Annotated in this window: 27 protein-coding genes; 9 read left to right on the top strand and 18 right to left on the bottom strand. The window is 73.1% G+C overall.

Going from position 1 to position 23,753, the window contains the following annotated elements; translation table 11 throughout:
- Nucleotides 1-20 precede the first annotated feature (20 nt).
- The 5 genes from E4622_RS16085 to E4622_RS16065 are packed head-to-tail and all read right to left on the bottom strand — an operon-like array spanning nucleotide 21 to nucleotide 4,204.
- The gene (locus E4622_RS16085) at nucleotides 21-644 is read right to left on the bottom strand and encodes a GNAT family protein (protein WP_209021969.1); all 624 of its coding nucleotides are present in this window, start codon (nucleotides 642-644) and stop codon (nucleotides 21-23) included.
- Nucleotides 634-1,113, bottom strand: coding sequence for a molybdenum cofactor synthesis domain-containing protein (locus E4622_RS16080; RefSeq protein ID WP_134741215.1), 480 nt, complete (start codon nucleotides 1,111-1,113; stop codon nucleotides 634-636). Before E4622_RS16080 ends, E4622_RS16085 begins: the two co-directional genes overlap by 11 nt.
- On the bottom strand, nucleotides 1,110-1,586 hold the full coding sequence (gene moaC / locus E4622_RS16075; RefSeq protein ID WP_134741214.1) for a cyclic pyranopterin monophosphate synthase MoaC: 477 nt from the start codon (nucleotides 1,584-1,586) through the stop codon (nucleotides 1,110-1,112). The genes E4622_RS16080 and moaC overlap by 4 nt, the downstream gene beginning before the upstream one ends.
- Nucleotides 1,579-2,823 carry a gephyrin-like molybdotransferase Glp gene (glp, locus tag E4622_RS16070; protein WP_134741213.1) on the bottom strand — a complete coding sequence of 415 codons (1,245 nt, stop codon included), beginning with the start codon at nucleotides 2,821-2,823 and terminating at the stop codon, nucleotides 1,579-1,581. The genes moaC and glp overlap by 8 nt, the downstream gene beginning before the upstream one ends.
- Complete coding sequence (locus tag E4622_RS16065; protein ID WP_134741212.1) at nucleotides 2,816-4,204, bottom strand: UTP--glucose-1-phosphate uridylyltransferase; 1,389 nt, start codon at nucleotides 4,202-4,204, stop codon at nucleotides 2,816-2,818. Before E4622_RS16065 ends, glp begins: the two co-directional genes overlap by 8 nt.
- A 23-nt stretch (nucleotides 4,205-4,227) precedes the next feature.
- Here E4622_RS16065 and E4622_RS16060 point away from each other — a divergent pair, with 23 nt between their 5' ends.
- Entirely contained in the window at nucleotides 4,228-4,833 is a 606-nt protein-coding gene (locus E4622_RS16060; protein ID WP_245156063.1) for a 5-formyltetrahydrofolate cyclo-ligase, read from the top strand.
- On the opposite strand, the gene hemB is transcribed toward E4622_RS16060, so the two are convergent.
- The 7 genes from hemB to E4622_RS16025 form a co-directional block, all read right to left on the bottom strand.
- Nucleotides 4,830-5,816: a porphobilinogen synthase gene (hemB, locus tag E4622_RS16055; protein WP_134741211.1), complete on the bottom strand. Its 987-nt coding sequence runs from the start codon at nucleotides 5,814-5,816 to the stop codon at nucleotides 4,830-4,832. The genes E4622_RS16060 and hemB overlap by 4 nt on opposite strands.
- Nucleotides 5,817-5,913: 97 nt before the next feature.
- A complete protein-coding gene (locus E4622_RS16050; RefSeq protein ID WP_134741210.1) occupies nucleotides 5,914-7,644 on the bottom strand; it encodes a uroporphyrinogen-III synthase in 1,731 nt (576 codons plus the stop codon).
- A complete protein-coding gene (gene hemC / locus E4622_RS16045; RefSeq protein ID WP_134741209.1) occupies nucleotides 7,641-8,597 on the bottom strand; it encodes a hydroxymethylbilane synthase in 957 nt (318 codons plus the stop codon). The genes E4622_RS16050 and hemC overlap by 4 nt, the downstream gene beginning before the upstream one ends.
- Nucleotides 8,594-9,886, bottom strand: coding sequence for a glutamyl-tRNA reductase (locus E4622_RS16040; RefSeq protein WP_134741208.1), 1,293 nt, complete (start codon nucleotides 9,884-9,886; stop codon nucleotides 8,594-8,596). The genes hemC and E4622_RS16040 overlap by 4 nt, the downstream gene beginning before the upstream one ends.
- A 10-nt stretch (nucleotides 9,887-9,896) precedes the next feature.
- Nucleotides 9,897-10,541 (bottom strand): redox-sensing transcriptional repressor Rex, encoded by a 645-nt coding sequence (locus E4622_RS16035; protein ID WP_245156062.1) that lies wholly within the window; start codon nucleotides 10,539-10,541, stop codon nucleotides 9,897-9,899.
- A gap of 223 nt (nucleotides 10,542-10,764) precedes the next feature.
- Nucleotides 10,765-11,004: a glutaredoxin family protein gene (locus E4622_RS16030; protein ID WP_134741207.1), complete on the bottom strand. Its 240-nt coding sequence runs from the start codon at nucleotides 11,002-11,004 to the stop codon at nucleotides 10,765-10,767.
- A 2-nt stretch (nucleotides 11,005-11,006) separates the two neighbouring features.
- Nucleotides 11,007-12,599: an AMP-binding protein gene (locus tag E4622_RS16025; RefSeq protein WP_245156061.1), complete on the bottom strand. Its 1,593-nt coding sequence runs from the start codon at nucleotides 12,597-12,599 to the stop codon at nucleotides 11,007-11,009.
- Nucleotides 12,600-13,370: 771 nt separating this feature from the next.
- Here E4622_RS16025 and E4622_RS16020 point away from each other — a divergent pair.
- From E4622_RS16020 to E4622_RS16010, 3 genes are all read left to right on the top strand, one after another.
- Nucleotides 13,371-14,249: an HAD-IB family hydrolase gene (locus E4622_RS16020; RefSeq protein WP_134741205.1), complete on the top strand. Its 879-nt coding sequence runs from the start codon at nucleotides 13,371-13,373 to the stop codon at nucleotides 14,247-14,249.
- Between the two features lie 103 nt (nucleotides 14,250-14,352).
- Nucleotides 14,353-15,069 carry a sigma-70 family RNA polymerase sigma factor gene (locus E4622_RS16015; RefSeq protein WP_134741204.1) on the top strand — a complete coding sequence of 239 codons (717 nt, stop codon included), beginning with the start codon at nucleotides 14,353-14,355 and terminating at the stop codon, nucleotides 15,067-15,069.
- 148 nt (nucleotides 15,070-15,217) lie between these two features.
- The gene (locus E4622_RS16010; RefSeq protein WP_134741203.1) at nucleotides 15,218-16,381 is read left to right on the top strand and encodes a DUF5667 domain-containing protein; all 1,164 of its coding nucleotides are present in this window, start codon (nucleotides 15,218-15,220) and stop codon (nucleotides 16,379-16,381) included.
- A 15-nt stretch (nucleotides 16,382-16,396) separates the two neighbouring features.
- On the opposite strand, the gene E4622_RS16005 is transcribed toward E4622_RS16010, so the two are convergent.
- The 5 genes from E4622_RS16005 to E4622_RS15985 all read right to left on the bottom strand — a co-directional run bounded on the left by E4622_RS16005 (nucleotide 16,397) and on the right by E4622_RS15985 (nucleotide 20,468).
- On the bottom strand, nucleotides 16,397-17,554 hold the full coding sequence (locus E4622_RS16005; protein WP_134741202.1) for a lysophospholipid acyltransferase family protein: 1,158 nt from the start codon (nucleotides 17,552-17,554) through the stop codon (nucleotides 16,397-16,399).
- Entirely contained in the window at nucleotides 17,547-18,635 is a 1,089-nt protein-coding gene (locus E4622_RS16000) for an NAD-dependent epimerase/dehydratase family protein (RefSeq protein ID WP_134741201.1), read from the bottom strand. Before E4622_RS16000 ends, E4622_RS16005 begins: the two co-directional genes overlap by 8 nt.
- Before the next feature lie 28 nt (nucleotides 18,636-18,663).
- Nucleotides 18,664-18,765, bottom strand: coding sequence for an AURKAIP1/COX24 domain-containing protein (locus E4622_RS15995; RefSeq protein WP_008356322.1), 102 nt, complete (start codon nucleotides 18,763-18,765; stop codon nucleotides 18,664-18,666).
- A 128-nt stretch (nucleotides 18,766-18,893) separates the two neighbouring features.
- Nucleotides 18,894-19,100: a helix-turn-helix domain-containing protein gene (locus E4622_RS15990; protein ID WP_134741200.1), complete on the bottom strand. Its 207-nt coding sequence runs from the start codon at nucleotides 19,098-19,100 to the stop codon at nucleotides 18,894-18,896.
- 171 nt (nucleotides 19,101-19,271) lie between these two features.
- Nucleotides 19,272-20,468 carry an acetoin utilization protein AcuC gene (locus E4622_RS15985; RefSeq protein WP_209021968.1) on the bottom strand — a complete coding sequence of 399 codons (1,197 nt, stop codon included), beginning with the start codon at nucleotides 20,466-20,468 and terminating at the stop codon, nucleotides 19,272-19,274.
- A 183-nt stretch (nucleotides 20,469-20,651) separates the two neighbouring features.
- On the opposite strand from E4622_RS15985, the gene trpS reads away from it, so the two are divergent.
- From trpS to E4622_RS15965, 5 genes are all read left to right on the top strand, one after another.
- Nucleotides 20,652-21,326, top strand: a complete 675-nt coding sequence (gene trpS, locus E4622_RS15980) for a tryptophan--tRNA ligase (protein WP_348537008.1) — start codon at nucleotides 20,652-20,654, stop codon at nucleotides 21,324-21,326.
- The gene (locus tag E4622_RS23385) at nucleotides 21,239-21,628 is read left to right on the top strand and encodes a hypothetical protein (RefSeq protein WP_348537007.1); all 390 of its coding nucleotides are present in this window, start codon (nucleotides 21,239-21,241) and stop codon (nucleotides 21,626-21,628) included. Before trpS ends, E4622_RS23385 begins: the two co-directional genes overlap by 88 nt.
- Nucleotides 21,629-21,707: 79 nt before the next feature.
- The gene (locus E4622_RS15975; RefSeq protein ID WP_134741199.1) at nucleotides 21,708-22,145 is read left to right on the top strand and encodes a hypothetical protein; all 438 of its coding nucleotides are present in this window, start codon (nucleotides 21,708-21,710) and stop codon (nucleotides 22,143-22,145) included.
- A gap of 14 nt (nucleotides 22,146-22,159) precedes the next feature.
- The gene (locus E4622_RS15970) at nucleotides 22,160-22,567 is read left to right on the top strand and encodes a DCC1-like thiol-disulfide oxidoreductase family protein (RefSeq protein ID WP_134741198.1); all 408 of its coding nucleotides are present in this window, start codon (nucleotides 22,160-22,162) and stop codon (nucleotides 22,565-22,567) included.
- Entirely contained in the window at nucleotides 22,533-23,210 is a 678-nt protein-coding gene (locus E4622_RS15965) for a TetR family transcriptional regulator (protein ID WP_245156060.1), read from the top strand. Before E4622_RS15970 ends, E4622_RS15965 begins: the two co-directional genes overlap by 35 nt.
- On the opposite strand, the gene E4622_RS15960 is transcribed toward E4622_RS15965, so the two are convergent.
- Nucleotides 23,207-23,749, bottom strand: a complete 543-nt coding sequence (locus tag E4622_RS15960) for a hypothetical protein (RefSeq protein WP_134741197.1) — start codon at nucleotides 23,747-23,749, stop codon at nucleotides 23,207-23,209. The genes E4622_RS15965 and E4622_RS15960 overlap by 4 nt on opposite strands.
- Between the last annotated feature and the right edge of the window lie 4 nt (nucleotides 23,750-23,753).

Raw genomic sequence — 23,753 nt, 5'->3', positions numbered from 1 at the left:
TGTGTCGCAAATTGCTGCTGTTACTGGTGTGAATCCGACGCTTCCAGGCGCGCCAGCATGCCCTCGGGGCACTCCTCGACCGTCACGGCGTAGATGCGGTGGTCGCGCCAGGCACCGTCGATGTGCAGGAAGCGGGGTGCGAAGCCAACCTCGGCGAGCCCCAGCTTCTCAACCACCCGCAGGGAGTTGGAGTTCTCAGGGCGGATGGCCACCTCGAGCCGGTGCAGCCCGGCGGCGGTGAAGCAGTGGTCCGCCGCCATCGCCACGGCCCGCGGCATCACGCCACGACCGGCGAACTGCTGGTCCAGCCAGTAGCCGACGGAGGCGAACTGCGCGGAGCCCCGCACGATGTTGTTGATCGTGACCTGACCCGCGAAGTGGCCGTCGACCTCCACCGCGAAGGGGTACGTCGTGCCCTGCCGGGCCTGCCGCCGGAGCCGTCGCACCAGCGAGCGGAACGACGAGACCCGGGCGGTCGAGCCCGGCGGTGCGGTGGCGTCCCAAGGAGCTAGCCAGGCGGCGTTGCGCTGCCGGGCCAGGCGCCACGACTCGACGTCGGAGAGCGCCAGCGGTCGCAGCACCACGACGGGGTCGGTGCCCGAGGTCAGCCGGGCCGGCCACGCCCCGGGACGGCTAGTGGTCACTGCCCACGACCTGCTCGACCGCGTGCACCAGGATCGGCCGCAGCACCTCGAGCCCGTCCTTGACGCCGCCGCGCGAGCCCGGCAGGTTGACGACGAGCGCCGCGCCCACGACCCCCGCCACCCCGCGAGAGAGTACGGCGGTCGGCACACCGGCGGCCACGCCGGCCGACCGGATGGCCTCGGCGATGCCGGGCACCTCACGGTCCAGCAGCGCACGGGTGGCCTCGGGGGTGCGGTCGGTCGGGGTCAGGCCGGTGCCGCCGGTGGTGAGCACCACACGCGCGCCGGCGGCGACCGCGGCCGCGATGGCCGCACCCACAGGGTCGCCGTCGGGCACGACCGCAGGCGCCCCGACGGCGAAGCCGAGCTCCTCGAGGAACGAGACGATCAGCGGGCCGGTGGCGTCCTCGTAGACCCCGGCGGCGGCGCGGTTGGACGCCACGACCACGGCGCCGGCCAGGGCGCTCATCGCGTCCACTCCCCCGAGCGCCCGCCGGACTTGGCCTCGACCCGCACGTCGGTGATGACGGCGGCCTTGTCGACGGCCTTGACCATGTCGATGACGGTGAGCGCGGCGACCGAGACCGCGGTCAGCGCCTCCATCTCCACGCCCGTGCGGTCGGTGGTGCGCACCGTGGCGGAGATGTCGACGGAGGTGTCGGTGACCACGAGGTCGACCGAGACCGCGGAGAGCGCGAGCGGGTGGCACAGCGGGATCAGGGCGGGCGTCTGCTTGGCGCCCATGATCCCGGCCAGCCGAGCCACGGCGAGGGTGTCGCCCTTGGGCATCCCCTCGCCGCGCAGCAGCGCGACGACCTCGGCGGAGACGAGCACCCGCCCGGACGCGGTGGCCTCGCGGGCGGTGACGTCCTTGGCGGAGACGTCGACCATGTGGGCCGCGCCGGTCTCGTCGACGTGGGTCAGCCGGGGGGTCTCACTCATGCGTACCTCGATCCAGCAGGACGACCTGCACCTGGGCGCCCGGCTCGAGCGCGGTGAGCTCCTCGGGCACGACGATGAGCGCGTTGGACGCGGCGAGGTCGCCCACGAGGTGCGAGCCGGTGCCCCCGATCGGGCGCACCGTCACGGTCGGGCCGTCGGCGTCTCGGGAGAAGCGCCCGCGCAGGAACTGCCGCTTGCCCGACAGCGAGGACACCGAACCCTCGAGGGTCGCGGTCGTCGTCGGCTCGGCGGCGGGCGTGAGGCCCATCAGCGTGCGCAGCGCGGGGCGGACGAACAGCTCGAAGGAGATGTAGGACGACACCGGGTTGCCCGGGAGGGTGAAGATCGGCACCCGCCGCTCCCCCACGACGCCGAAGCCCTGCGGCTTGCCCGGCTGCATCGCGACGCCGCCGAACCACACGGTGCCGAGCGTGCGCAGCGCGGCCTTGACGATGTCGAAGTCCCCCTGCGACACCCCGCCGCTGGTCACCACGACGTCGGCCTCGTCGAGGCGGTCGTGCAGCAGCGCGAGGAACGCGTCCTGGTCGTCGGGCACGATCCCGATGCGGACGTCGGTGGCGCCGAAGCGGCGTGCGGAGGCGGCCAGCAGGTAGGAGTTGCCGTCGTAGATCGAGTCGGCGCCGAGCGGCCCGCCCGGGTCGCGCAGCTCGGAGCCGGTCGAGAGGATGAGCACGCGCGGGCGCGGGTGCACCGACACGTGCGGACGCCCGACCGACGCGAGCAGGCCGAGGTGGCGCGGCCCCAGCCGGGTGCCGGCGGCGATCAGGTGGTCACCCTCGGTGACGTCCCCGCCGGCGGGGCGGATGTGCTGGCGCTCGGACGGCGCCCGGGTGATGTGCACCGTGTCGGCGCCGCGGTCGGTCCACTCGTAGGGCACGACGGCGTCGGCGCCGTCGGGCACCGGCGCGCCGGTCATGATCTTGGCGACCTGGCCCGGAGCGATGCTGCTGGGCCCGGCCTGGCCGGCGCCGATCTGGCCGACCACGGGCAGCACGACCGGGCCGTCCTCGCTCGCGCCGAGCACGTCGGCGAGGCGCACGGCGTAGCCGTCCATGGCGGAGTTGTCGAAGCGCGGCAGCGACAGGGGCGCGGTGACGTCCTCGGCGCAGACCAGCCCGAGGGCGTCGAGGAGCGGCACCGCCACCGGGTCGGCGGGTCGGAGGTCGGCCAGGACCCGCGCGAGGAACTCGTCGACGGAGACGAGTCCGTCAGGCATCCGCCGGGCCGCTCAGGACCGTGTCGGGGGCGACGCGCTCGGCCTTGGTGGCCTCGAGCTCCACGTCGCCCACGACCCGTACGCCGCGGCCGAAGGTCCAGTCGCCCTCGACCTTGAGCGAGGACGCCTGGCGCATGGACGGGGCGCCTTCGGGGAAGCGCTTGTCGAACTCGCGCACCAGCTTGTAGAAGGAGCCGTCGAGGTCCACGAACGGCAGCTCGTCGGCCACCTGGTCGAGCACGAAGTCCCCGCCGATGTCGTAGACGTCGGAGCGCAGCACCAGCAGGTCGTTGGTCGTCTTGACGGGCACGAAGCGGTCGCGCCCGACCTCGATCAGCTGCGAGCCCTCGAAGACCTCGATCGCGGCGCCCATGGCGGTCTCGACCTGGATCACCTTCGGGGTCGAGGGGTCGCCGGGGTCGACGTTCTTGACGTTGCGGATCAGCGGCAGCCCGAGGATGCCCTGACGGACGTCGAGCGCCTGCTTGAGGGCCGCCAGGTCGACCCAGAGGTTGTTGGTCGAGCAGAAGCGGTGGCGGTCCAGGTCGGCGAGGGCCTCGGCGTCCTCGGCGGGGGTCTGCGCGGTCTCGCGCAGCACCAGGCGGCCGTCCTGCTTGCGGCGCGCGAAGTGGCCGCCCTTGCGGTCCGAGGGGGTACGGCGCACGGCCTCGATCGCGAACGGCGCACCGCTGCCGGCGAACCATCCGGCCACGCGCGCGTCGGGCACGGCGCCGAGGTTGTCGGAGTTGGAGATGAAGACGTACTTGAAGCCCTGGGCCAGCAGCTGGTCGAGCAGGCCGGTGCCACGCAGGGCGGTGTAGACGTCGCCGTGGCCCGGCGGACACCACTCGAGGTCGGGGTCCTTGGGGTAGGACACCGGAGCGAGGTCCTTCTCGAGCAGCTTGGGCTCCTTGTTCTGCAGGAACTCCAGCGGCAGCCCCTCGACCGGCAGGTCCTCGTAGCGCCCGAGGGCGGCCATGGTGTCGGCCGAGGTGCGGAAGGAGTTCATGAAGATCAGCGGCAGGGTGGCGCCGTGCTGCTCGCGCAGGTGCAGCACCTGCCGGGCGATGATGTCGAGGAACGACAGCCCGCGGCGCACGCACAGCAGCGACTTGGCGCGGTCCATGCCCATCGACGTGCCGAGCCCGCCGTTGAGCTTGATGACCGCGGTGTGGCGCACGGCCTGGGCCGCGGCCTCGTCGTCGACCTCGACGTCGTCGAGCGACGGCATGTCCACCGGGTCGATCGACGACTCGGGGATCATCCCCGTCTCGCCGTGCTCGAGGAGCCGGAAGTAGTGGGCGAAGGTCTCGATCGCCACCTCGTCGACGCCGGCCTCGACCATCTTGGCCCGCGCCTTGTTCAAGCCAGTGCTACCCATACCACCGATCGTAGGCTTGTCCCGTGCAGACCCCACAACCGAGCCCGCAACCCCTGGGGACGGGGCTCGCCAAGGTGGCCCTGCGCGACCAGGTCACGACCGCACGCCACCGCCTCTCCCCGGCCGAGATCGGGCGCTCGGCCCGGGCCGTCGCGGCGCGGCTGATGGCCACCGAGGAGGTACGCCGCGCGGCCGGCGTGGCGGCGTACGTCGGCGTCGGGAGCGAGCCCGGCACGGGGCCGCTGCTCGCCGCGCTGCACGAGGCCGGCACGCGGGTGCTGCTGCCGGTGCTGCTGCCCGACGGCGACCTCGACTGGGCGGTCCACACCGGCGACGACGGGCTCGTCCGCGCTCGCTACGGACTGCTGGAGCCCGCCGGGCCGCGTCTCGGCGTGGAGGCGGTCGCCACCCCCGACGTCGTGCTGGTGCCCGGGCTGGCGGTGTCCGGCAGGGGTCTGCGCCTGGGCCGCGGCGGCGGCTCCTACGACCGGGCGCTGGCGCGGGTGCCGGTCGGCACCTTCACCTGCGTGCTGCTCCACGACGGCGAGCTCGACCGCGACGTCCCTGCCGAGCCGCACGACCGAGCGGTCACGGCCGCGGTCACGCCGTCGACGCTCGTCCGCTTCTAGCGCAGGAGGCGCGCGGCCTCGGCGGCCCAGTAGGTGAGGATCACGTCGGCGCCGGCGCGGTGGATGGAGCCGAGGGTCTCCAGGATCGCCGCCTCGCGGTCGATCCAGCCGTGCGCGGCGGCGGCCTCGACCATGGAGTACTCGCCGGAGATGTTGTAGGCGGCGACCGGCACGTCGACGGCGTCGCGGACCTGGCGGATCACGTCGAGGTAGGCCAGCGCGGGCTTGACCATCACGATGTCCGCGCCCTGCTCGATGTCGAGGAGCACCTCCCGCACGCCCTCCAGCGCGTTGGCGGAGTCCTGCTGGTAGGTGCGTCGGTCGCCCTGCAGCGACGAGCCGACGGCCTCGCGGAACGGACCGTAGAACGCCGAGGCGTACTTGGCGGAGTAGGCCAGGATCGCGACGTCGGTGTGGCCCGCGTCGTCGAGCGCCGACCGGACGACGCCGACCTGGCCGTCCATCATCCCGCTGGGCCCGACCATGTGGACGCCGGCGGCGGCGTGGGCGCGGCCCATCTCGGCGTACGCCGCCAGGGTGGCGTCGTTGTCGACGCGACCGTCGGCCGTGAGCAGACCGCAGTGGCCGTGGTCGGTGAACTCGTCGAGGCACAGGTCGCTCATGACCGTGAGCGCGTCGCCGACCTCGGAGACCGCGTCCGTGATCGCGACGTTGAGGATGCCGTCGGGGTCGAGCGCGCCGGACCCGGTGGCGTCCTTGGTGGCCGGCACCCCGAAGAGCATGACCCCGCCGATGCCGAGCTCGGCCGCCTCGGCGACCGCGGCCTTGAGCGTCGAGCGGGTGTGCTGGACGACGCCGGGCATCGACGAGATCGGCTGGGGCTCGTCGATGTCCTCGCGCACGAACATCGGCAGGACCAGCTGGCGCGGGCGCACCTCGGTCTCGGCGACCATCCGGCGCAGCGCCGCCGTCGTCCGCAGCCGGCGCGGCCGGACGACCGGGGCCTCCACGTGCTCGGTCATCGCTCCTCGCCTTCCGTTCCTGCCGTCTGCGTTCGTCTCACCGGGTCTCGACAGGGCCGTTGCCGGTTCGTTCCGACGGGCCCGCTCGACCTCCGCGCTAGGGCGCCGTACCCGCTTCGCGGGTCCGGCGCCGTGCGGACGGCTTGCGCGACGAGGGCTTCGTGACGGGGTCACCGGCCTCGATCATGGCCAGGCGGCGAGCGGCGCCGAAGTCGGCGAGCGCGTCGACCAGGGCCTCGACGTCCGGCTTGGGCGACAGGACGTCGACGCGCAGGCCGTGCTCCTCGGCCGTCTTGGCGGTCGCGGGACCGATGACGGCGATGATCGTGGAGGGGTGCGGCTTGCCGGCGATGCCGACCAGGTTGCGCACCGTCGAGGACGAGGTGAAGACGACCGCGTCGAACTTGCCGGTCTTGATCGCGTCGCGCGTCGGCGCCGGCGGCGGCGTGGCGCGCACGGTGCGGTAGGCCGTGACGTCGTCGCACTCCCAGCCGAGGTCGACCAGGCCGGCGACGAGGTTCTCGGTCGCGATGTCGGCGCGCGGCAGGAACACCCGGTTGATGGGGTCCAGCACGTCGTCGTACTCGGGCCAGTCGGCCAGCAGGCCGGCCGCCGACTGCTCGCCCGAGGGCAGCAGGTCGGCGCGCAGGCCCCAGGCGGCGATGGCCTGGGCGGTCTTGTCGCCCACGGCCGCGATCTTCAGGCCGGAGAAGGCGCGCGCGTCGAGGCCGTACTCCTCGAACTTCTCGCGGACCGCCTTGACGGCGTTGACGGAGGTGAAGGCGATCCACTCGTAGCGGCCCTCGACCAGGCCGCGCACGGCCTTGTCCATCTGGAGCGGGTTGCGCGGCGGCTCGACCGAGATGGTCGGGACCTCCTCGGGCACGGCGCCGTAGCCGCGGACCCGCGACGACAGCGTGCCGGCCTGCTCCTTGGTGCGGGGCACCAGCACGCGCCAGCCGAAGAGCGGCTTGCTCTCGAACCACGACAGCGTCTCGCGCAGGTCGACGACCTTGCCGACGACGGTGATCGCCGGGGGCGTCATCCGCGCGGCGCGGGCGTCGGCGGCGATGTGCTCGAGCGTCGAGGTGACGGTCTCCTGGCCGGTCGTCGTGCCCACCCGGGTCATCGCGACCGGGGTCTGCGGCGAGCGGCCGGCGAGCATGAGCGCCTTGGCGATGTCGCCGATCTGGCCGACGGCCGAGAGCAGCACCAGCGTGCGGTCGCCCGCGTGGGCCGACCAGTCGATCTTGTCGCCGCAGGTGATGACCGAGATCTCGCGGTGGTCCTTGGTGGTCAGCGGGATGCCGGCGTAGGCCGGGACCGAGCTCACCGAGGAGACGCCGGGCACGACCTCGAAGCCGAGGCCCGCCTTGGCGACGGCCTGGGCCTCCTCGGGGCCGGAGGCGTAGAGGAAGGGGTCGCCCGAGAGCAGCCGCACCACGCGGAAGCCCTTCTTGGCGTAGCGCACGACGACCTTCGCGCGGGCGGCGTGGGTGAGCGGCTGACCGTCCTCACCGAAGCCGCCGTCGACCAGCTCGGGCCCGACGACGGGGGTCGGCCCCGCGGTGGGTCCGGCATCGCCGGCCTCGCCCGTCTCGTCCTCGACCGGCTCGGGCAGGCCCAGCAGCGTGCGGACCAGCGGGGCGTGCTCCGGGGACTCCGTGACGATCACCTCGGCCTGCTTGATCAGGTCGACGGCGCGCACCGTCAGCAGGTCGGGGTCGCCCGGTCCGCTGCCGACGAACGACACCCAGCCGCGGCTGGCGGCCGGCTTGGAGCCCAGGGTCGTGCCCTGGGTGGTACCAGTGGTCTTGCCTCGCGTCATGCGTTCTGCACCTCTGCTGATGGTTCTGCCGGTTGATTCAGTTGACCTGCTCCGTCGGCGAGCATCTCGCTCGCCAGGCGGGTGCCGACGCTGGTCGCGTCGGCGGGGGCGCCGGATGCGGACATCCGAACCGACAGGCCCCCGTCCAGTGAGAGTGCGATCGCTCGCACCCAGATCTCGTCGCCGTCTTCTCCCTCGGCCACCTCTGCCAGTGCTCCGATGGGTGCGGAGCAACCGCCCTCGAGCGTGGCGAGCACGGCACGCTCGGCGTCGACGGCCGCGCGCGTCGTCGGGTCCTGCAGCACTGCGAGCGCGTCCGCGAGGTCGCCCTCGGACCGGCACTCGATCGCGAGCGCACCCTGCCCGGGGGCGGGGAGCATCTGCAACGGGTCGAGCACCTCGGTGGCCTCGTCGAGACGGCCGATCCTGGCGAGTCCCGCGCGGGCCAGCACGACGGCGTCGTACTCACCCGAGCGGACCTTGCCGATCCTGGAGTCGACGTTGCCACGAACGCCGACCACGTCCAAACCGAGGCCGAGCGCGTGCAGCTGCGCGACACGGCGCGGCGAGCCCGTGCCGACGCGGCTGCCGACCGGCAGCTCGCCCAGCGTGAGCCCGTCGCGGGCGACTACGACGTCGCGCGGGTCCTCGCGCACGGGTACGGCGGCCAGGGTGATGCCGTCGGCGGGATAGGTCGGGATGTCCTTGAGCGAGTGGACGGCCACGTCGACCCGGCCGTCCAGCAGCGCGTCGCGCAGGGCGCTGACGAAGACGCCGGTGCCGCCCATGGTCTCCAGCGGGATGCCGGCGGCCTGGGTGCGGTCGCCCACGGTGCTGACCTCGACGAGCTCGGCCTCGCGGCCCAGGTGGGTGCGGATCAGGTCGGCGACGTGGCCGGCCTGGGTGGTGGCCAGCAGGGAGGCGCGGGTGCCGATGCGGAGCGCGGCGCTCATGCGAGGCCCTCCGGTCGGGTGACGGCCTCGACGGCCTCGGGGTCGAGCGCGAACAGCTCGGCCAGCGCGGCGGCGTAGGAGACCGCGCCCTGCTCGTTGGCGAGCTCCTTGACGCGGACCGTGGGCTCGTGGAGGAGCTTGTCGGCGACGCGTCGGACGGTGTGGAGGATCTCCAGGCGCGAGGCGTCGTCGAGGTCGGGCAGCCGCCCGACGAGGCGGCTCATCTCGGCGTCGACGACCGAGGTGGCCATCGAGCGCAGCGCGACGACGGTGGGGGTGACGCTGGCCTGGCGGCGCGCGGCCAGGAAGGCGGCGACCTCCTGGGTGACGATCCGGCGTACGTCGACGACCTCGCGCCCGGCGTCGGACTCGTGCAGCACGGCGGCCAGCTCGGCCAGGTCGACGAGCGTGACGCCGGGCAGGTCGGCGACCGAGGGCTCCACGTCGTGCGGGAGCGCGAGGTCGATGACCGAGAGCGGACGGCCCTCGGGGTTGGCGGCCTGCACCATGTCGCGCGTGATCAGGACACCGGTCGCGCCGGTGCAGGTGATGACGAGGTCGGCACGGGCGATCTCGGCGGCCAGGTCGCTCATCGGCGCGGCGCGCACGGCGTACTCGGCGACGAGCCGGTCGGTGCGGGCCACGGTGCGGTTGACCACGGTCACCTCGCCCGCCTCGAGCCGGGAGACGGTGGCGGTCGCGAGCCCGGCCATGGCGCCGGCGCCGACGACCAGCACCCGCTTGCCGGCGACGTCGCCGACGACCTGGCTGGAGCGGTCGAGGGCGGCGGTGACGAGCGAGGGGGCCACCTGGTCGATGCCGGTCTCGGCGCGCGAGCGCTTGCCCACGCGCAAGGCCTGCTGGAAGAGCACGTTGAGGGCCGAGCCGACGGTGCCGAGCTCCTGGCCCAGGCGCAGCGCCTCCCGGGTCTGTCCCAGGATCTGGCCCTCGCCGACGGCCATGGAGTCCAGGCCGGCGGCCACCTGGAAGAGGTGGGACACGGCGCCGTCGTCGTAGTGGACGTAGAGGTGCGGGAGCATCGCCTCGGTGCTCTCGCCGGCGCGCTCCACGAGCAGGCGGGAGAGCTCCTCGACGCTGCCGTGGAAGCGGTCGACCTCGGTGTAGATCTCGACCCGGTTGCAGGTGGAGATGACGGTGGCCTCGGTGACGTGCTCGCTGGCCACGGCGTCGCTGACCAGCTTGACGACGCCGTCGGCGTCCAGCGCCACCTGCTCGAGGAGGTGGACGGGGGCGGAGTTGTGGGAGATCCCCACGACCAGGATGCTCATGCGCGCCCCCTCATGCGGTCTGGGCCTTACGCTGCTCGTGGTAGGCCAGGATCTGCAGCTCGATGGACAGGTCGACCTTGCGCACGTCGACGCCCTCGGGCACCGAGAGCACCGACGGCGCGAAGTTCAGGATGCTGGTGATCCCGCAGGCGACCATGCGGTCGGCGACGTCCTGGGCGGCGAGCGCGGGGGTCGCGATGACCCCGATCGCGACGCCGTGGTCGGTGACGATCTGCTCGAGGTCGTCGAAGGGGCGTACGTCGACGCCAGCCACGACCTCGTCGTGGCGCTCGGGGTCGGCGTCGAGCAGCGCGACGACCCGGAAGCCGCGGCTGCGGAAGCCGGAGTAGTTGGCGAGCGCGTGACCGAGGTTGCCGATGCCGACGATGACGACCGGCCAGTCCTGGGTCACGCCGATCTCGCGGGCGATCTGGTAGCGCAGGTAGTCCACGTCGTAGCCGACCCCGCGGGTGCCGTAGCTGCCGAGGTAGGACAGGTCCTTGCGGAGCTTGGCGCTGTTGACGCCGGCCGCGGCGGCGAGGTCCTCGCTGGAGCACGTGCGGGTGCCGGCCTCGGCCAGGCTCGTCAGCGCTCGGAGGTAGACGGGCAGGCGCGCGACGGTGGCCTCGGGGATGTCCCGGGCGCCTTCGCCCAAGGTCCTCGCGCCCAACGTCTTGGCACTCGTTGTCCGTGCGGTCACAGCGGTCCACTTTCCAGTCGCACGCCACGTCTGGGAGCCGCCCTCGCAGGCGGTCGGGCATGCGGCTCGATCACTGTAGGAGTTTGTGAACGCGAGAACAAAACGAGCGGACGGCCGCCTCCCCCCACGGGCTACCACATGTGAGAAGTGCCACCCGCTGGGGGGTGGGTCGGCCGCGTCAGCGACCCAGGGCGGCGCGCAGCCGGGCCTCGTCGACCCGCCAGAAGTCGTGCTGGCGTCCGTCGACGAAGGTCACCGGCACCTCGTCGGTGAAGCGGCGCTGCAGCTCGGGGTCGTCGTCGACCGACACCTCGACGTACTCCTCGCCGGTGTCGGCGCACACCTTCTCGATCACCGCCCGGGCGTCGTCGCACAGGTGGCAGCCGGGACGGCCGTAGAGGGTGATCCGGGCGGTCATGCTCACTCCAGGATGCCCAGGGCGCGGCGGCGCTCGAGGCCGCGCAGGCGGCCCTTCTGCACCTTGCCGGTGACGGTCAGCGGCAGCCGGTCGACGACCTCCACCCGGCTCGGCTGCTTGAAGCGCGCCAGCCGCGTCGCGCAGTGCTCGCGCACGGCGGACTCGACGGCCGCCGCGTCCAGCCCGGGCGCGACGACGTAGGCGATGACCGCCTCGCCGGAGGTGGGGTCGTCGGCGCCGATCACGGCGACCTCGGTGACGCCCGGGGTCTCGCCGATGACCTCCTCGACCTCCACGGGGTAGACGTTGAAGCCCGACACGATCACCAGCTCCTTGATCCGGTCGACCAGGAACAGGTCGCCCGCGGCGTCGAGGAAGCCGACGTCCCCCGTCGACCACCAGCCCTCCTCGTCCGGGCCGTCGGCGCCGTCGGGCCAGTAGCCGCTGAAGAGGTTGGCCCCGCGGATCTGGATCTCGCCGGGGTCGTCGCCGACCGGCACCGCGCCGGCCTCGTCGACCAGGCGGATGTCGATGCCGTCGAGGGCGGCGCCCACCGAGCCGTTCTTCAGCGCCGACGAGCGCAGCGTGCTGGTGACGATCGGCGAGGCCTCGGTGAGGCCGTAGCCCTGGTGCAGGGGGATGCCCGTGCGGGCGGTGAAGTCCTCGATGACCTCGGTGGCCAGCGGCGCCGACCCCGACAGCATCAGCCGGACCGGTCCGAGCCGCTCCTCGAGCGCGTCCACGTCGCGCCAGTGGGCGAAGACCGGCGGCGCGACCGGCACGACGCTGCACGCCTGGTCCTCGATCAGGTCGAGGGTGCCCTGCGGGTCGAAGCGCTCGGCGATCACCAGCTTGGCGCGGTGGCGCAGCACCAGCCCCAGCACGGCGTTGAGCCCGTAGACGTGGAAGAGGGGCAGCACGCCCAGCACCACGTCGTCGCCGTGGATCATCGGCGGCTCGACCGCCGCGGCCTGCTCGATGTTGGCGACGAGCGCACGGTGGGTGAGCATCGCGGCGCGCGGGCGGCCCGACGTACCGCTGGTGTAGAGGAGCGCGGCGAGCTTCTCGGGATCCTGCAGGGGCGGCACCGGGCGCGGGGTGTCGGCGCGGAGGTGGTCGTAGGAGCGCTCGCCCGGCAGCAGCGTCGTGCCGACGACCACCACGCGCGGGACGACGAGGCGCGCGACGACGTCGGGGTCCACCTCGCCCATGCCGTCGACGTCACCGTCGAGCGCGCGCTGCAGCAGGGCGGAGGCCTCGCGCACCGCGGTCACCGTGTCGCCGTCCGCGACGACCATGCGGGCACCGGAGTCGGCCACCATGCGCGCCAGCTCCCCCGGCGTCGACAGGGGGTTGACCGGCACCGCGACCGCCTGCGCGCGCAGCGTGCCGAGGTACGTCGTCACGAACTCGATCCGGTTGCCCAGCACGAGCATCACCCGGAAGCCCGCCACGATGCCCGCGGCCCCGAGCCCGGTGGCGACCCGACCGACCTCCTGCTCGAGCTGCGCCCACGTGAGGCTGCGGCCCTCGGCCTCCACGAGCGCCAGCCGCTCCGGGCTCTCCTCGGCTGCGAGCGTGACGAGCTCGGCCACGTCCGTCACACCACGTGCCGCGTCTGCACGTGCCGCGTCTGCGCTGGACATGGGCAGATACTTCCACAGACGGCGATTCCCGTGTGGCCCTCAACCTCCCCCGGTCGAGCTCGACGACCGCCAGCCCGCCGGGGGTCTCCTGCGTCGTCGGTGGCGGCGCAGGTTTTCAGCAGATGCTGAAAAACCTGACGTTCTGGGCCAGAATTCCGGCCCAGAAGCGAGGGGAAAGGCCCAGAACCTCCCGGCGCGGCGCACCCACGGACCCGGTCCTCCACCATCCCCTGCGAGGCGGGCCTTGGCGTCACCTCGCTACGTAGATGGATGGGTCACGGGGTCGGTCGTACGCACCACCAGGCAGTGAGCCGCACACGCCCGACCCGAGGCAACATCCACCTCCCCTGAAGCCGCCGAGGAGCTGCCCCCGGCACGGGGTGGCACGGGGACCAGGGGTGGGCCCGTGGGGCTGAAGGGGAGGCGTGGCGCCGGGAAGACCACCGCGACCCGGCACTGCTGCTGCCCGGCGACACGGCGAGCTCGTCCCCCACGGGCCCACCCCAGGGCACCGGGACGCCCCGTGGCTCAGTCCGAGAAGGCCGCACCCCCACCCCCCGCGCGCAGCCGGGCAACCCGGCGCGCAGCGCCGGAGCAACCGCGACCCACATCGGCGCCGGCAAGTGCGCAGGGTCACCGGGTCTCGACGCGCGCTCCTCGCTGGCGCTCGTCGCTGCTCGACCACCGGTGCGGGGCCCGAGGCGGCGCTACTGTGTGCCGATGCCACCGCCGGACCGCTCGCGACAGCTCAACCTGCAGCAGCGCTCGACGCTGGCGGGAGAGGCGGCGGCCGCGGCCGCGGAGGTGGAGACCGCGCTGGTGACGCCCTCGGACTCGACGTCGGCGGCGTTCTTCGACGTGGACAACACCGTGATGCAGGGCGCCAGCATCTTCCACCTTGCCCGCGGCCTGCACCGCCGCGACTTCTTCACGACGCGCGACATCCTCGGCGCGGCCTGGAAGCAGGCCTACTTCCGGGTCGTGGGCGTGGAGGACCCCGAGCACGTCGCCCAGGCGCGCAACTCGGCGCTGAGCTTCATCGCCGGCCACACGGTCGCCGAGCTGGAGGAGCTGGGCGAGGAGATCTTCGACGAGGCGATGGCGCACCGGATCTGGCCCGGGACCCGCGCGCTCGCGCAGCTGCACCTCGACCAGGGGCAGCGGGTCTGGCTGGTGACGGCGGCGCCGATCGAGATCGCCACGATCATCGCGCGACGCCTGGGCCTCACCGGCGCGATGGGCACCGTCTCCGAGCACGTCGACGGGGTCTACACCGGGCTGCTGGTCGGCGACATGCTGCACGGCCCGGCCAAGGCCGAGGCGATCAAGGCGCTCGCGGCCCGCGAGGGGCTCGACCTGGCCGCGTGCTCGGCGTACTCCGACTCCTTCAACGACCTGCCGATGCTGAGCCTGGTCGGCGACCCGGTCGCGATCAACCCCGACGCCCGCCTTCGGGTGCACGCGCGGGCCCAGGGGTGGCGGGTGCGCGACTACCGGACCGGCCGCAAGGCGGCTCGGGCGGGCCTGGTGGTGGGCGCGGTGACCGGTGCCGTCTCGGGCAGCGTGGCCGCCGCGGTGGCCCTGCGCCGGCGCCGCTGAGCGCCGCCACGAGTTGCCGCGGACGGTTCCCCCGGGGCCGGGTGCTGGCCTACTATCCGGTAAGGCTTCGGGGGGAGCCTCCAGCGGGAGGGTGACTGTTCGCATGCCGTCGTACGGTCGTGAGGTCGCGCTCGGGCTGGACGCCCTGCGTGCCGCGATCCTGCTCAGCGAGGCGCTGGGCGGCGGCGGCAGCGGCCGGGGCACCCAGGGCCCCGGGGGCTACGGCGACGCCGACCTGGCCGCGTCGTCGGAGGACGACGCCGCCGAGCGCACGCGCCTGATCGCGCTGGTCGAGCTCGCGCGCAAGGGCGACACCGAGGCGTTCGGGATGCTCTACGACCACTACCAGCCCTCGGTCTACCGCTTCCTCTTCTACCGCACCCGCTCCGGGCCGCTGGCCGAGGACCTGACCTCGGAGACCTTCTTCCGGGCGCTGCGGAGCATGACCGGCTTCCGCTGGCAGGGCAAGGACTTCGGGGCCTGGCTGATGACGATCGCCCGCAACCTCGCGACCGACCACTTCAAGGCCGGCCGCACGCGCCTCGAGATGACGACCGAGGACATGGGCGCCCACGACGACAGCACCGAGGGGCCGGAGTCCACGGTGCTGGCGAGCATGACCAACGAGATCCTGCTCGAGGCGCTGACCCAGCTGCCCGACGAGCAGCGCGACTGCCTGGTGATGCGCTTCCTGCAGGGGATGAGCATCGCCGAGACAGCTGCCGCGCTCGGGCGCAGCGACGGCGCCGTCAAGCAGCTGCAGCTGCGCGGGGTCCGCAACCTCGCCAAGCTGATGCCCGACGGGATCCGCGGCTCATGACGACACTCGCTCTCCAGCGCCTGAGAGGGGTGTCGAACACCACTCGCCGGTGCCCCCTCCTCGCCGTAACTCCTGAGCCGACCGGGTCGTTGAACCCGATGTCAGCACGCCCCACCACCGCACCCCGCGGCACTCCAGGACGGATCCGATGACCCCCGCATTCACGGCGCGACGTCGCGCCGAGGAGTTCAGCTCACTGGTCGAGGCGACCAGCGGGCCGACGGATGCGCGCTACGTCGACCTCCTCGAGCTGGTGCAGGGCCTGCGGGCCGTGCCGCCGGTCGAGGCCCGCCCGGAGTTCGTCGCCGGCCTGCGGGAGCGGCTGATGACGGCCGCCGACTCCGCGCTCGCACCGGCGACCGACGCCGAGACCCGCGCCCGGCTGACGGTGACCCCCCGACGTACGCCGCGCGAGCGCCGGGTCGCGGTCGCGATCGGCGGGTTCGCGATCGTCGCTGCGACGACCTCGATGGCGATGGCGGCCCAGACCGCCCTGCCGGGCGACACGCTCTACCCCCTCAAGCGCGCCCTGGAGAACGCCCGCGCCGGCGTCCAGTCCGACGACGGCGACCGCGGGTCCGCCCTCCTGCACAACGCCTCCGGGCGACTGGAGGAGGCCGACGAGCTGGCCCAGGACCGGGGCGACGGCGCCGCGATCGCCGACACCCTCCACGCCTTCTCCGACCAGGCCAGCGCCGCCTCCGACGCGCTCATCGCCGACTACCAGAGCACCGGCGAGGAGTCGCCGATCGCCGAGCTGCGGGACTTCACCGCCGACAGCCTCGCCGAGCTCGAGGGCCTGGAGTCGCTGGTGCCCGACGAGGCGCGCGGCGCGCTCATCCAGGCCGTCCAGGTGCTCGGCCAGATCGAGCAGCAGGCGATCTACGTGTGTCCCACGTGCGCCCCGGGCCTCGCCCCCGTGCCGGCCGCCGCCGTCGACACGGTCAGGTCCCTCAGCGAGCACCTGCTCGGGCCGAGCCTCGCCTCCCCCGGTGCCGGGCAGCCCGGGCCCGAACGACCCGACGGCAAGGCGACCCCCGGCGGCAGGGGCGGCAGCGGCGTGACGCTGCCCGGTGGCACGACCGTCGGCCCCGACGTGCCGACACCGCCGACCGTCTCCCCGAGCGCCGGACCCCAGGGCGGCACCACCGGCGGCAACGGCGGCGGCAACGGAGGCGGCACCAGTCAAGGGCCTCTCGGCCAGCTGACCGACGGCATCAAGAGCGCCGGTCCGCCGCCGACCACTCCCGAAGAGCTGGCCGAGGACCTCGACGAGCTGCTCGGCAACGTCACCGGGCCGCTGCTCCCCTGACGGGCCGGTCGCCGACTAGCGGAAGACCGACTCGCGCTGCATCAGCAGCGAGTAGAGCGTCTGCTGGATGGTCTCGCGGACCTGGTCGGTGACGTTGAAGACCAGCATGGGGTCCTCCGAGGCGCCGCCCTCGTAGTCGTCGGTGCGGATCGGCTCGCCGAACTCCAGCAGCCACTTCGACGGCAGCGGCACCAGGCCGAGCGGTCCGAGCAGCGGGAAGAACGGCGTGATCGGCAGGTAGGGGACGCCCAGGACCCGGGCGAGGCCCGGGATGTTGCCGACGAGGGGGTAGATCTCCTCCGCGCCGACCACGGCCAGCGGGACGATCGGGACGCCGGTCCGTAGGGCGGCCGAGACGAAGCCGCCGCGTCCGAAGCGCTGGAGCTTGTAGCGCTCGGCGTACGGCTTGCCGATGCCCTTGAAGCCCTCGGGCCAGACCCCGACCAGCTCGCCGCCGCGCAGCATGCGCTCGGCGTCCTCGCTGCAGGCCAGGGTCGCGCCGCCCTTGCGGGCCAAGCTGCTGACGAGCGGCATCTGGAAGACCAGGTCGGCGCCCAGCGGCCGCAGGAAGCGCCCGGTCTGGTCGTGGATGGTGACCATGGTCATCAGCCCGTCGACCGGGATGGTGCCGGAGTGGTTGGAGACGACCAGGGCGCCACCCTCGGCGGGGATGTTGTCGATCCCCCTCACCTCGAGGCGGAACCACTTCTCGGCGATCGGTCGCAGGGCGGCCATGAAGAACCGCTGCGTGACCTCCTGGTCGAAGCCGTACTCGTCGACGACGTAGTCGCCGGTGACCCGACGACGCAGGAAGGCGAGGAAGCGGGCCAGCTGGGGCTCCCACTGCTCCCCGAAGACCTCGAGCGCCGCCTGCTGGAACGCCGCCAGCCAGTCGCTCCCCGGGACGCCGGCGAGCGGGTGCCGCTCCTCGGTGCGAGCCGGCGGGCGGGTCGCGGTCGACGCCGCCGCCGGCGCGGTGGGCTCGGAGGGAGCTGCCGGCGCTGCGGGGTCCGTGACCGGGCCGGCTCGGCGGGGGGACGCCTTCGTGGCGGCCGTCGCGGGCTTCGTGGGCGACTTCGGGGCCAGCCCGCGGGCGGCGGAGCTGGGCTGGGTGCCCGTGCCGCGACCGGGGCGGCCTCGGGTCCCGATCGGGATGATCTCGGCGTCACCCACGGCGGGCACCTCCCGGGGCGGTGACGGCGGCGGGGTCTGACGCGGTCTCGGGCCGAGGGCGCGCGTCGGGGTCGGGCAGCTGGCGCGCGAGCGCGGAGAGGACCTTCTCCGAGCGACCACCGGTGACCGGCAACCGGCTGCCGAAGTCGGCGAAGGCCTCCGCCGTGGTGTAGCGCGGCTCGAAGCCGAGGACCTCCCGCATGCGGGTGGTGTCGACGCCGCGGCCGTAGGTGAGGAACGACAGCTGCTCGGGCGAGAAGTCCGCCACGCGCGCCGAGCGCAGGAAGGACCCGAGGCCGCCCACGGCGAAGCCCGGCATCGGCACGGTCGGCCGCTGCAGGCGGCGCGCCGCCTGCGAGAGCATGAGGATCCCGTCGCCGGCGACGTTGAAAGTGCCGTGGACGTCGCGCACGACGCTGTGGCGGAGCACGGAGAGCAGGTCCTCCTGGTGCAGGAACTGCAGGCGCGCGTCGAAGCCGAGGACGGTGGGCAGGACCGGGAGCCGGAAGTAGGAGGTGATCGGGCTCGAGACGTGGGGCCCGATGACGTTGGCGGCGCGCAGGAGCGTCACGCGCAGGTCGGGACGACGCCGCGCCAGCCCCCGGACGTAGCCCTCGATCTCGGCGACGTCCTTGGCGTAGCCCGCCCGCGGCGCGCGTCGCGGCTCCATGTCCTCGGTGAACATGGCCGGGTCGCGGTTGCTGGCGCCGTAGACCGTCGTCGTCGACTTCACCACGAGGTGGCGCAGCCCCGGCGCCTTCTGGCACGCCGCCAGGAGCTGCATCGTCCCGATGACGTTGAGCTCCTTCATCGTGTTGCGACCACCGGCGCTGCCGGGGGTCGAGATGACGCTCATGTGGACGACGGTGTCGACGTCCTCCTTCGCGATGACCTTCGCGATGACGGGGTTGCGGATGTCGGCGCGCACGAACGACACGTCGCCCATGTCGCCCCGCGGGGGGACGACGTCGACGCCGATGACGCGCGCGACGTCGGGCTCGGAGGCGATGGCGCGCGCGGCCTTCCGGCCGAGGTCACGAGAGACCCCGGTGACGAGAACGACCCTGCCGTCACCGGCCATGGCTGCGTCCGAGACCCGAACGACGGGCTTACTTGCCGAGCTTGCGACGCTGGACGCGCGTCTTCTTCAGCAGCTTGCGGTGCTTCTTCTTGGCCATACGCTTGCGCCGCTTCTTGATGACAGAACCCACGAATAAACCTCTCCAGGTTGATCAGCCGCTCCAGGAGTTGCCTGGAGAACCGGGCCAGCCTATCGGCGTGGGTGCGTCAGGAAGAATCCGCCTGGGTGGAGGGGCCCACCGGGCCCGCCCCACCGCCGTCAGCCGGCGCTGTAGAAGCTCTTGCGGAGGTACTCGTCGACGTCCTCCTCGCGCACCCGGAAGGAGCGTCCGACCCGCAGCGCGGGGAGCTCCTCGTTGTGCACGAGGCGGTAGACCGTCATCTTCGACACCCGCATCATCGCGGCCACCTCGGCGATGGTCAGGAACCGTGAATCGGCGCGGTCCCCGGAGGAGTTCGCTGCCATGGCGCACCAACTTTCTGTGGCGACCGCCATCGGCTTCCCCACCGATGATCACACGGGCGCATCGTGGGAAGGATAGGGCCAGGAGTGACGGATGGGGAAGGGATTCACCAAAGGAACTTCTGGGGCGACGGCGTGTCGGCTTGACGCGCCGATCCGTACGTCGCCGGCCGGTCAGAGCTCGGGGTCGAGGCCGTGCAGCGGGAAGGCCTCCGTGCGGGTGCTGTGGATCGCGCGGTCGAGCCAGGTGTCGGGGTCGTAGCCGTCCTCCCAGCGCCGGTAGGCCGGGGTCCGACCGTCGGTCAGCCGGTGCGGGGCGGAGCGCCCGAGGAGCTCCTCGACGTGGGCGCGCCAGGCCGCCGGGGTCTCGGTCGCGGGGTCGAGCGGCCGGCCGCCGACGATCGCCAGCAGGTGGGTCCAGGCCCGCGGGACGACCTCCACGACGGCGTACCCTCCGCCGCCCGTGGCGACCCACCGGCCGCCCGCGACCTCGTGGGCCAGCTCGTGCAGGGCGAGGTACGCCGCCCGCTGGCCGTCGACGCTCAGCATCATGTGCGCCAGCGGGTCGTCGGCGTGCGAGTCGCAGCCGTGCTGGGTCACCAGGATCTCGGGGTCGAAGGCGCGCAGCAGCGGCGGCACGACCGCGTGGAAGGCGCGCAGCCAGCCGGCGTCGCTCGTGCCGGGCGGCAGGGCGACGTTGACCGCCGTCCCCTGCGCGTCGGGGCCGCCGAGGTCGACCGGGAAGCCGGTGCCGGGGAACAGCATCTGGCCGGTCTCGTGCAGGGAGATCGTGAGGACGCGCGGGTCGTCCCAGAAGATCCGCTCGACGCCGTCGCCGTGGTGGACGTCGACGTCGACGTAGGCCACGCGCTCGGCACCCTGGTCGAGCAGCGACTGGATGCCGACCGCGACGTCGTTGTAGATGCAGAAGCCGCTGGCGCGGGCGCGCATCGCGTGGTGCAGCCCGCCGGAGATGCTGGCGCTGTGCAGCGACTCGCCCGACCACACCTGGCGGCACGCCTCGTGGGTGGCGCCGACGATGTGGGCGGAGGCTCGGTGCATCCCGGCGAAGACCGGGTTGTCGTCGGTGCCGAGACCGTGCTGCTCCTCGCCCGGTCCGGGCGCCTCGCTCATCCGGATCACCGCGTCGATCAGCGACTGGTCGTGGACGGTGGCCAGCAGGGCGTCGTCGGCCATGGGGGCGTCGACGAGCCGCAGCCCGTGGTCGAAGACACCGAGCTCGCGCGCCAGCCGCATGGTCAGGTCGACCCGCAGCGGCGACATCGGGTGCCCGTGGCCGAAGTCGTAGGCGGTGAGGCTCTCGTCGAACACCACCGTCGCCGGCCCGGTGCACTCTGCCGGCGTCGTCATGGCAGCAACCTACTCGCCGTCCTTGGTAGGTTGAGCGGGTGCTGACGACCCGACCCACCCAGTGGTGGCCCGCCTGACCGGCGGACCCCTACGAAGCACACCCTTCATCGGCCGCCTGCGGGCGGCCGTCGTGCATTGTCGGGCACGGTCGACCTGCGGGCTCTCACCCCCAGGAGCATCTCCATGTCCACACACCCCACGACCACCCGTCGGCTCTCGCTGCTCAAGCCGACGGGCCACCTGACGCTCGGCAACCTGCTCGGCGCGCTGCGCCCGATGGCGGCGGCGCAGGACGGCGCCGACTGCTTCTACGGCGTCGCCGACCTGCACGCGCTCACCGTCCCCCACGACCCGTCGGTGCTGCGCGGCCTGGTGCGCGAGCAGGCCACGCTGCTGCTCGCGGTGGGGCTGGACGCCAGCACGCTGTTCGTGCAGAGCCGCGTGCCGGCTCACGCCCAGCTGGCCTACCTGCTCGAGTGCGTCGCGACGACGGGCGAGCTCAACCGGATGATCCAGTTCAAGGAGAAGGGCCGCGGCGTCGGCTCGACCCGCACGTCGCTGCTGACCTACCCGGTGCTGATGGCCGCCGACATCCTGCTCTACCGCCCGACCCAGGTGCCGGTGGGCGACGACCAGCGCCAGCACCTCGAGCTGACGCGCGACCTCGCGATGCGCTTCAACGCCACCTACGGGCCGGTGTTCGCCATCCCCGAGATCACCACGCCGCCCGCCGGTGCGCGGGTGATGGACCTGGCCGACCGCGCGCCAAGATGGGCAAGACCGGCAGCGACGGCGCCGGCACGATCCGCCTGCTCGACCCGCCCGACGTCGTACGGCGCACGGTCGCGCGCGCCGTGACCGACAGCGAGACCGGGCCGGCGGCGGTCCGCGCCGACCGCGAGACCAAGCCGGGCGTCACCAACCTGCTCGAGATCCTCGCCGCGTGCGGCGGCGACCCGGAGACCGTGACGACGTACGGCGCGCTGAAGCGGTCGGTCACGGACGCGGTCGTCGCGGTCCTGGAGCCGGTCCAGCAGCGCTACGCCGACCTCGCCGCGGACCCGACCCACGTCACCGAGGTCTACGCCGCCGGCGCGGCGCGCTGCCGGGAGGTCACCGCTCCCGTGCTCGCCGCCGCGGAGGCCGCGATCGGGTTGTAGAGCCAGACTTGAACGCGTTCAACTCTTGGTCTACTGTCGATACCATCGAGTTGAACACGTTCAAAACAAGGAGCGCACCATGGACTGGACCGTCGGCACCTACCTCGCCTACCTCGCGGTCAGCGTCCCGCTGATCGTCTGGGTCGCGACCACCCTCGCCCGCAACGGCAAGGTCTTCCTCGCCGACGTCTTCGCCGGCAACGACGAGCTCGCGGTCGCCGTCAACAAGCTGCTGGTCGTCGGCTTCTACCTGCTCAACCTCGGCTTCGTCAGCCTCTACCTGCGCATCAGCGACCCGGTGCGCGACCTCGGCGGCCTCTTCGAGACGCTCAGCGTCAAGATCGGCGTGGTGACCCTGACCCTGGGCGTCCTGCACTTCTTCAACGTCTACGTCTTCAACGCGATCCGCCGGCGCAGCCGCATGGAGTCGCTGCGCACCGCACCCGTGGCACCGCAGGGCCACCTCCCGCCGGTGGCGTCGTACACCCACCCCTACCCCGCGCCCGGCCGGGCCTGAGGGCTCGACGGGTCATGCTCACCGTCCTGTACGACGCCGGCTGCCCGCTGTGCGCCCGGTTCCGCGACTGGCTCACCGGCCAGGCGACGCTGGTGCCGGTCGAGCTGGTCGCGGCCGCGTCGCCGCAGGCACGGGCGCGGTTCCCCACGCTCGACCACGACCGCACGCTCACGGAGATCACGGTCGTGGCCGACGACGGCTCGTTCTGGACCCACGAGCACGCCTGGGTGATGTGCCTGTGGGCCACCCGCGCCCACCGCGGACTGGCCGAGCGGCTGGCGCGACCGGCCTGGCTGCCGCTGGCCCGCGGGGCGGCGTACTCCGCCGCGGGGCTGCGGTCGCTGCTCGCCGCGGGCGCCGACCGAGGCGGTGACTACCCTGATCGCTGTGCCGGAACCTGCAGCCCGCTCCCCCAAGGCTGAGCAGACCCGCGCGAGCATCGCCGAGGCGGCGATGCGGCTCTTCCGTCGCGACGGCTACGACAAGACCACCATGCGCGCCATCGCCCGGGAGGCGGGGGTCTCGGTCGGCAACGCCTACTACTACTTCGCGTCGAAGGAACACCTCATCCAGGCGTTCTACGACAGCATCCAGGCCGAGCACGCGGCGGCCGCCTCGACCCTCCTGGCCGGGCAGCGGTCCTTCGCCGCGCGGCTGCACGCGGTCCTGGAGACCTGGCTCCAGGTGGCCGCCCCGGACCACGAGTTCGCCGGCCAGTTCTTCCGCAACGCCGCCGAGCCGACGAGCCCGCTGTCGCCCTTCAGCCCCGAGTCGGCCCGCGCCCGGGAGGCGAGCATCGCCGTGATGGCGCAGGTCGTCGACGGCTCCGACCTCAAGCTGGCCCCCGCCCTGAGGCGCGAGCTGCCCGAGCTGCTGTGGATGGTGCAGATGGGGGTCGTGCTGTTCTGGGTCTACGACGACAGCGCGGGGCAGGCCCGCAGCCACGCGCTCGTCGACAAGGTCGTGCCGATGCTGGACCGACTGGCGCGCCTCTCGCGGCTGCCGGTCGTGCGCGGCCTGGTCGACGACCTGCTCGACCTGATGACGACGCTGCGCTCGGTCTAGCCCCCGGGGCCCGCGCGCGCGGCGTCGCGCTCCGCGAGCGAGCCCAGCGTCAGCAGCTCCTTGCGCATCATCACCAGGTCCCCCCAGGCCAGGAAGGGCAGCCGCAGCCGGGCGAGCGGCCCCGACACCTGGCAGGCCAGGCGGCAGACCATCCGGCTCTCGTCACCGTCGCGCTCCGCGGCGTACGTGACGGCCACCGGGCCGAACAGCCGGCTCGCCGCCGGCGTGGTCACCCCGGTCCAGTGATGTCCGGCCTCGAACGACGTCAGCCGGAAGATCATCATCAGCTGCCCGACCTCGAGCCGGTCGGCCCCGGGCGTCAGCTCGCGCGGGCTGCGCCGCCCCCGGTTGTCGAGCAGGTCGTAGGAGTACGGCGCCACGGCGATCTGGCACAGCCAGCGCCACGCCAGCTCCTGCGGCGCGGCGACGGCGACGGCGCGCGTCATGGCCACCGTCGTCCCGTCGAGCAGCCGGTCGGCTGGGTAGTCGCGCCGTACCTCCTCGGGCGTGGCGCCCCAGACGTGCGGCAGGCCGGGCACCGGT

Origin of the sequence: Nocardioides sp. 503, assembly GCF_004522095.1 — a bacterium.
Classification (GTDB): Bacteria; Actinomycetota; Actinomycetes; order Propionibacteriales; family Nocardioidaceae; genus Nocardioides.
Note: the sequence above shows the minus strand (reverse complement) of the source record. Positions and strands in the feature narration are given on the sequence as shown.

What these genes read in the sequence shown, in the direction of transcription:
- E4622_RS16080 (WP_134741215.1), bottom strand. Translation starts at nt 1,113, where the DNA reads ATGAGCGCCCTGGCCGGCGCCGTGGTCGTGGCGTCCAACCGCGCCGCC.
- moaC (WP_134741214.1), bottom strand. Translation starts at nt 1,586, where the DNA reads ATGAGTGAGACCCCCCGGCTGACCCACGTCGACGAGACCGGCGCGGCC.
- glp (WP_134741213.1), bottom strand. Translation starts at nt 2,823, where the DNA reads ATGCCTGACGGACTCGTCTCCGTCGACGAGTTCCTCGCGCGGGTCCTG.
- E4622_RS16065 (WP_134741212.1), bottom strand. Translation starts at nt 4,204, where the DNA reads ATGGGTAGCACTGGCTTGAACAAGGCGCGGGCCAAGATGGTCGAGGCC.
- hemB (WP_134741211.1), bottom strand. Translation starts at nt 5,816, where the DNA reads ATGACCGAGCACGTGGAGGCCCCGGTCGTCCGGCCGCGCCGGCTGCGG.
- E4622_RS16050 (WP_134741210.1), bottom strand. Translation starts at nt 7,644, where the DNA reads ATGACGCGAGGCAAGACCACTGGTACCACCCAGGGCACGACCCTGGGC.
- hemC (WP_134741209.1), bottom strand. Translation starts at nt 8,597, where the DNA reads ATGAGCGCCGCGCTCCGCATCGGCACCCGCGCCTCCCTGCTGGCCACC.
- E4622_RS16040 (WP_134741208.1), bottom strand. Translation starts at nt 9,886, where the DNA reads ATGAGCATCCTGGTCGTGGGGATCTCCCACAACTCCGCCCCCGTCCAC.
- E4622_RS16030 (WP_134741207.1), bottom strand. Translation starts at nt 11,004, where the DNA reads ATGACCGCCCGGATCACCCTCTACGGCCGTCCCGGCTGCCACCTGTGC.
- E4622_RS16020 (WP_134741205.1), top strand. Translation starts at nt 13,371, where the DNA reads ATGCCACCGCCGGACCGCTCGCGACAGCTCAACCTGCAGCAGCGCTCG.
- E4622_RS16015 (WP_134741204.1), top strand. Translation starts at nt 14,353, where the DNA reads ATGCCGTCGTACGGTCGTGAGGTCGCGCTCGGGCTGGACGCCCTGCGT.
- E4622_RS16010 (WP_134741203.1), top strand. Translation starts at nt 15,218, where the DNA reads ATGACCCCCGCATTCACGGCGCGACGTCGCGCCGAGGAGTTCAGCTCA.
- E4622_RS16000 (WP_134741201.1), bottom strand. Translation starts at nt 18,635, where the DNA reads ATGGCCGGTGACGGCAGGGTCGTTCTCGTCACCGGGGTCTCTCGTGAC.
- E4622_RS15990 (WP_134741200.1), bottom strand. Translation starts at nt 19,100, where the DNA reads ATGGCAGCGAACTCCTCCGGGGACCGCGCCGATTCACGGTTCCTGACC.
- E4622_RS15985 (WP_209021968.1), bottom strand. Translation starts at nt 20,468, where the DNA reads ATGACGACGCCGGCAGAGTGCACCGGGCCGGCGACGGTGGTGTTCGAC.
- trpS (WP_348537008.1), top strand. Translation starts at nt 20,652, where the DNA reads ATGTCCACACACCCCACGACCACCCGTCGGCTCTCGCTGCTCAAGCCG.
- E4622_RS23385 (WP_348537007.1), top strand. Translation starts at nt 21,239, where the DNA reads ATGGGCAAGACCGGCAGCGACGGCGCCGGCACGATCCGCCTGCTCGAC.
- E4622_RS15975 (WP_134741199.1), top strand. Translation starts at nt 21,708, where the DNA reads ATGGACTGGACCGTCGGCACCTACCTCGCCTACCTCGCGGTCAGCGTC.
- E4622_RS15970 (WP_134741198.1), top strand. Translation starts at nt 22,160, where the DNA reads ATGCTCACCGTCCTGTACGACGCCGGCTGCCCGCTGTGCGCCCGGTTC.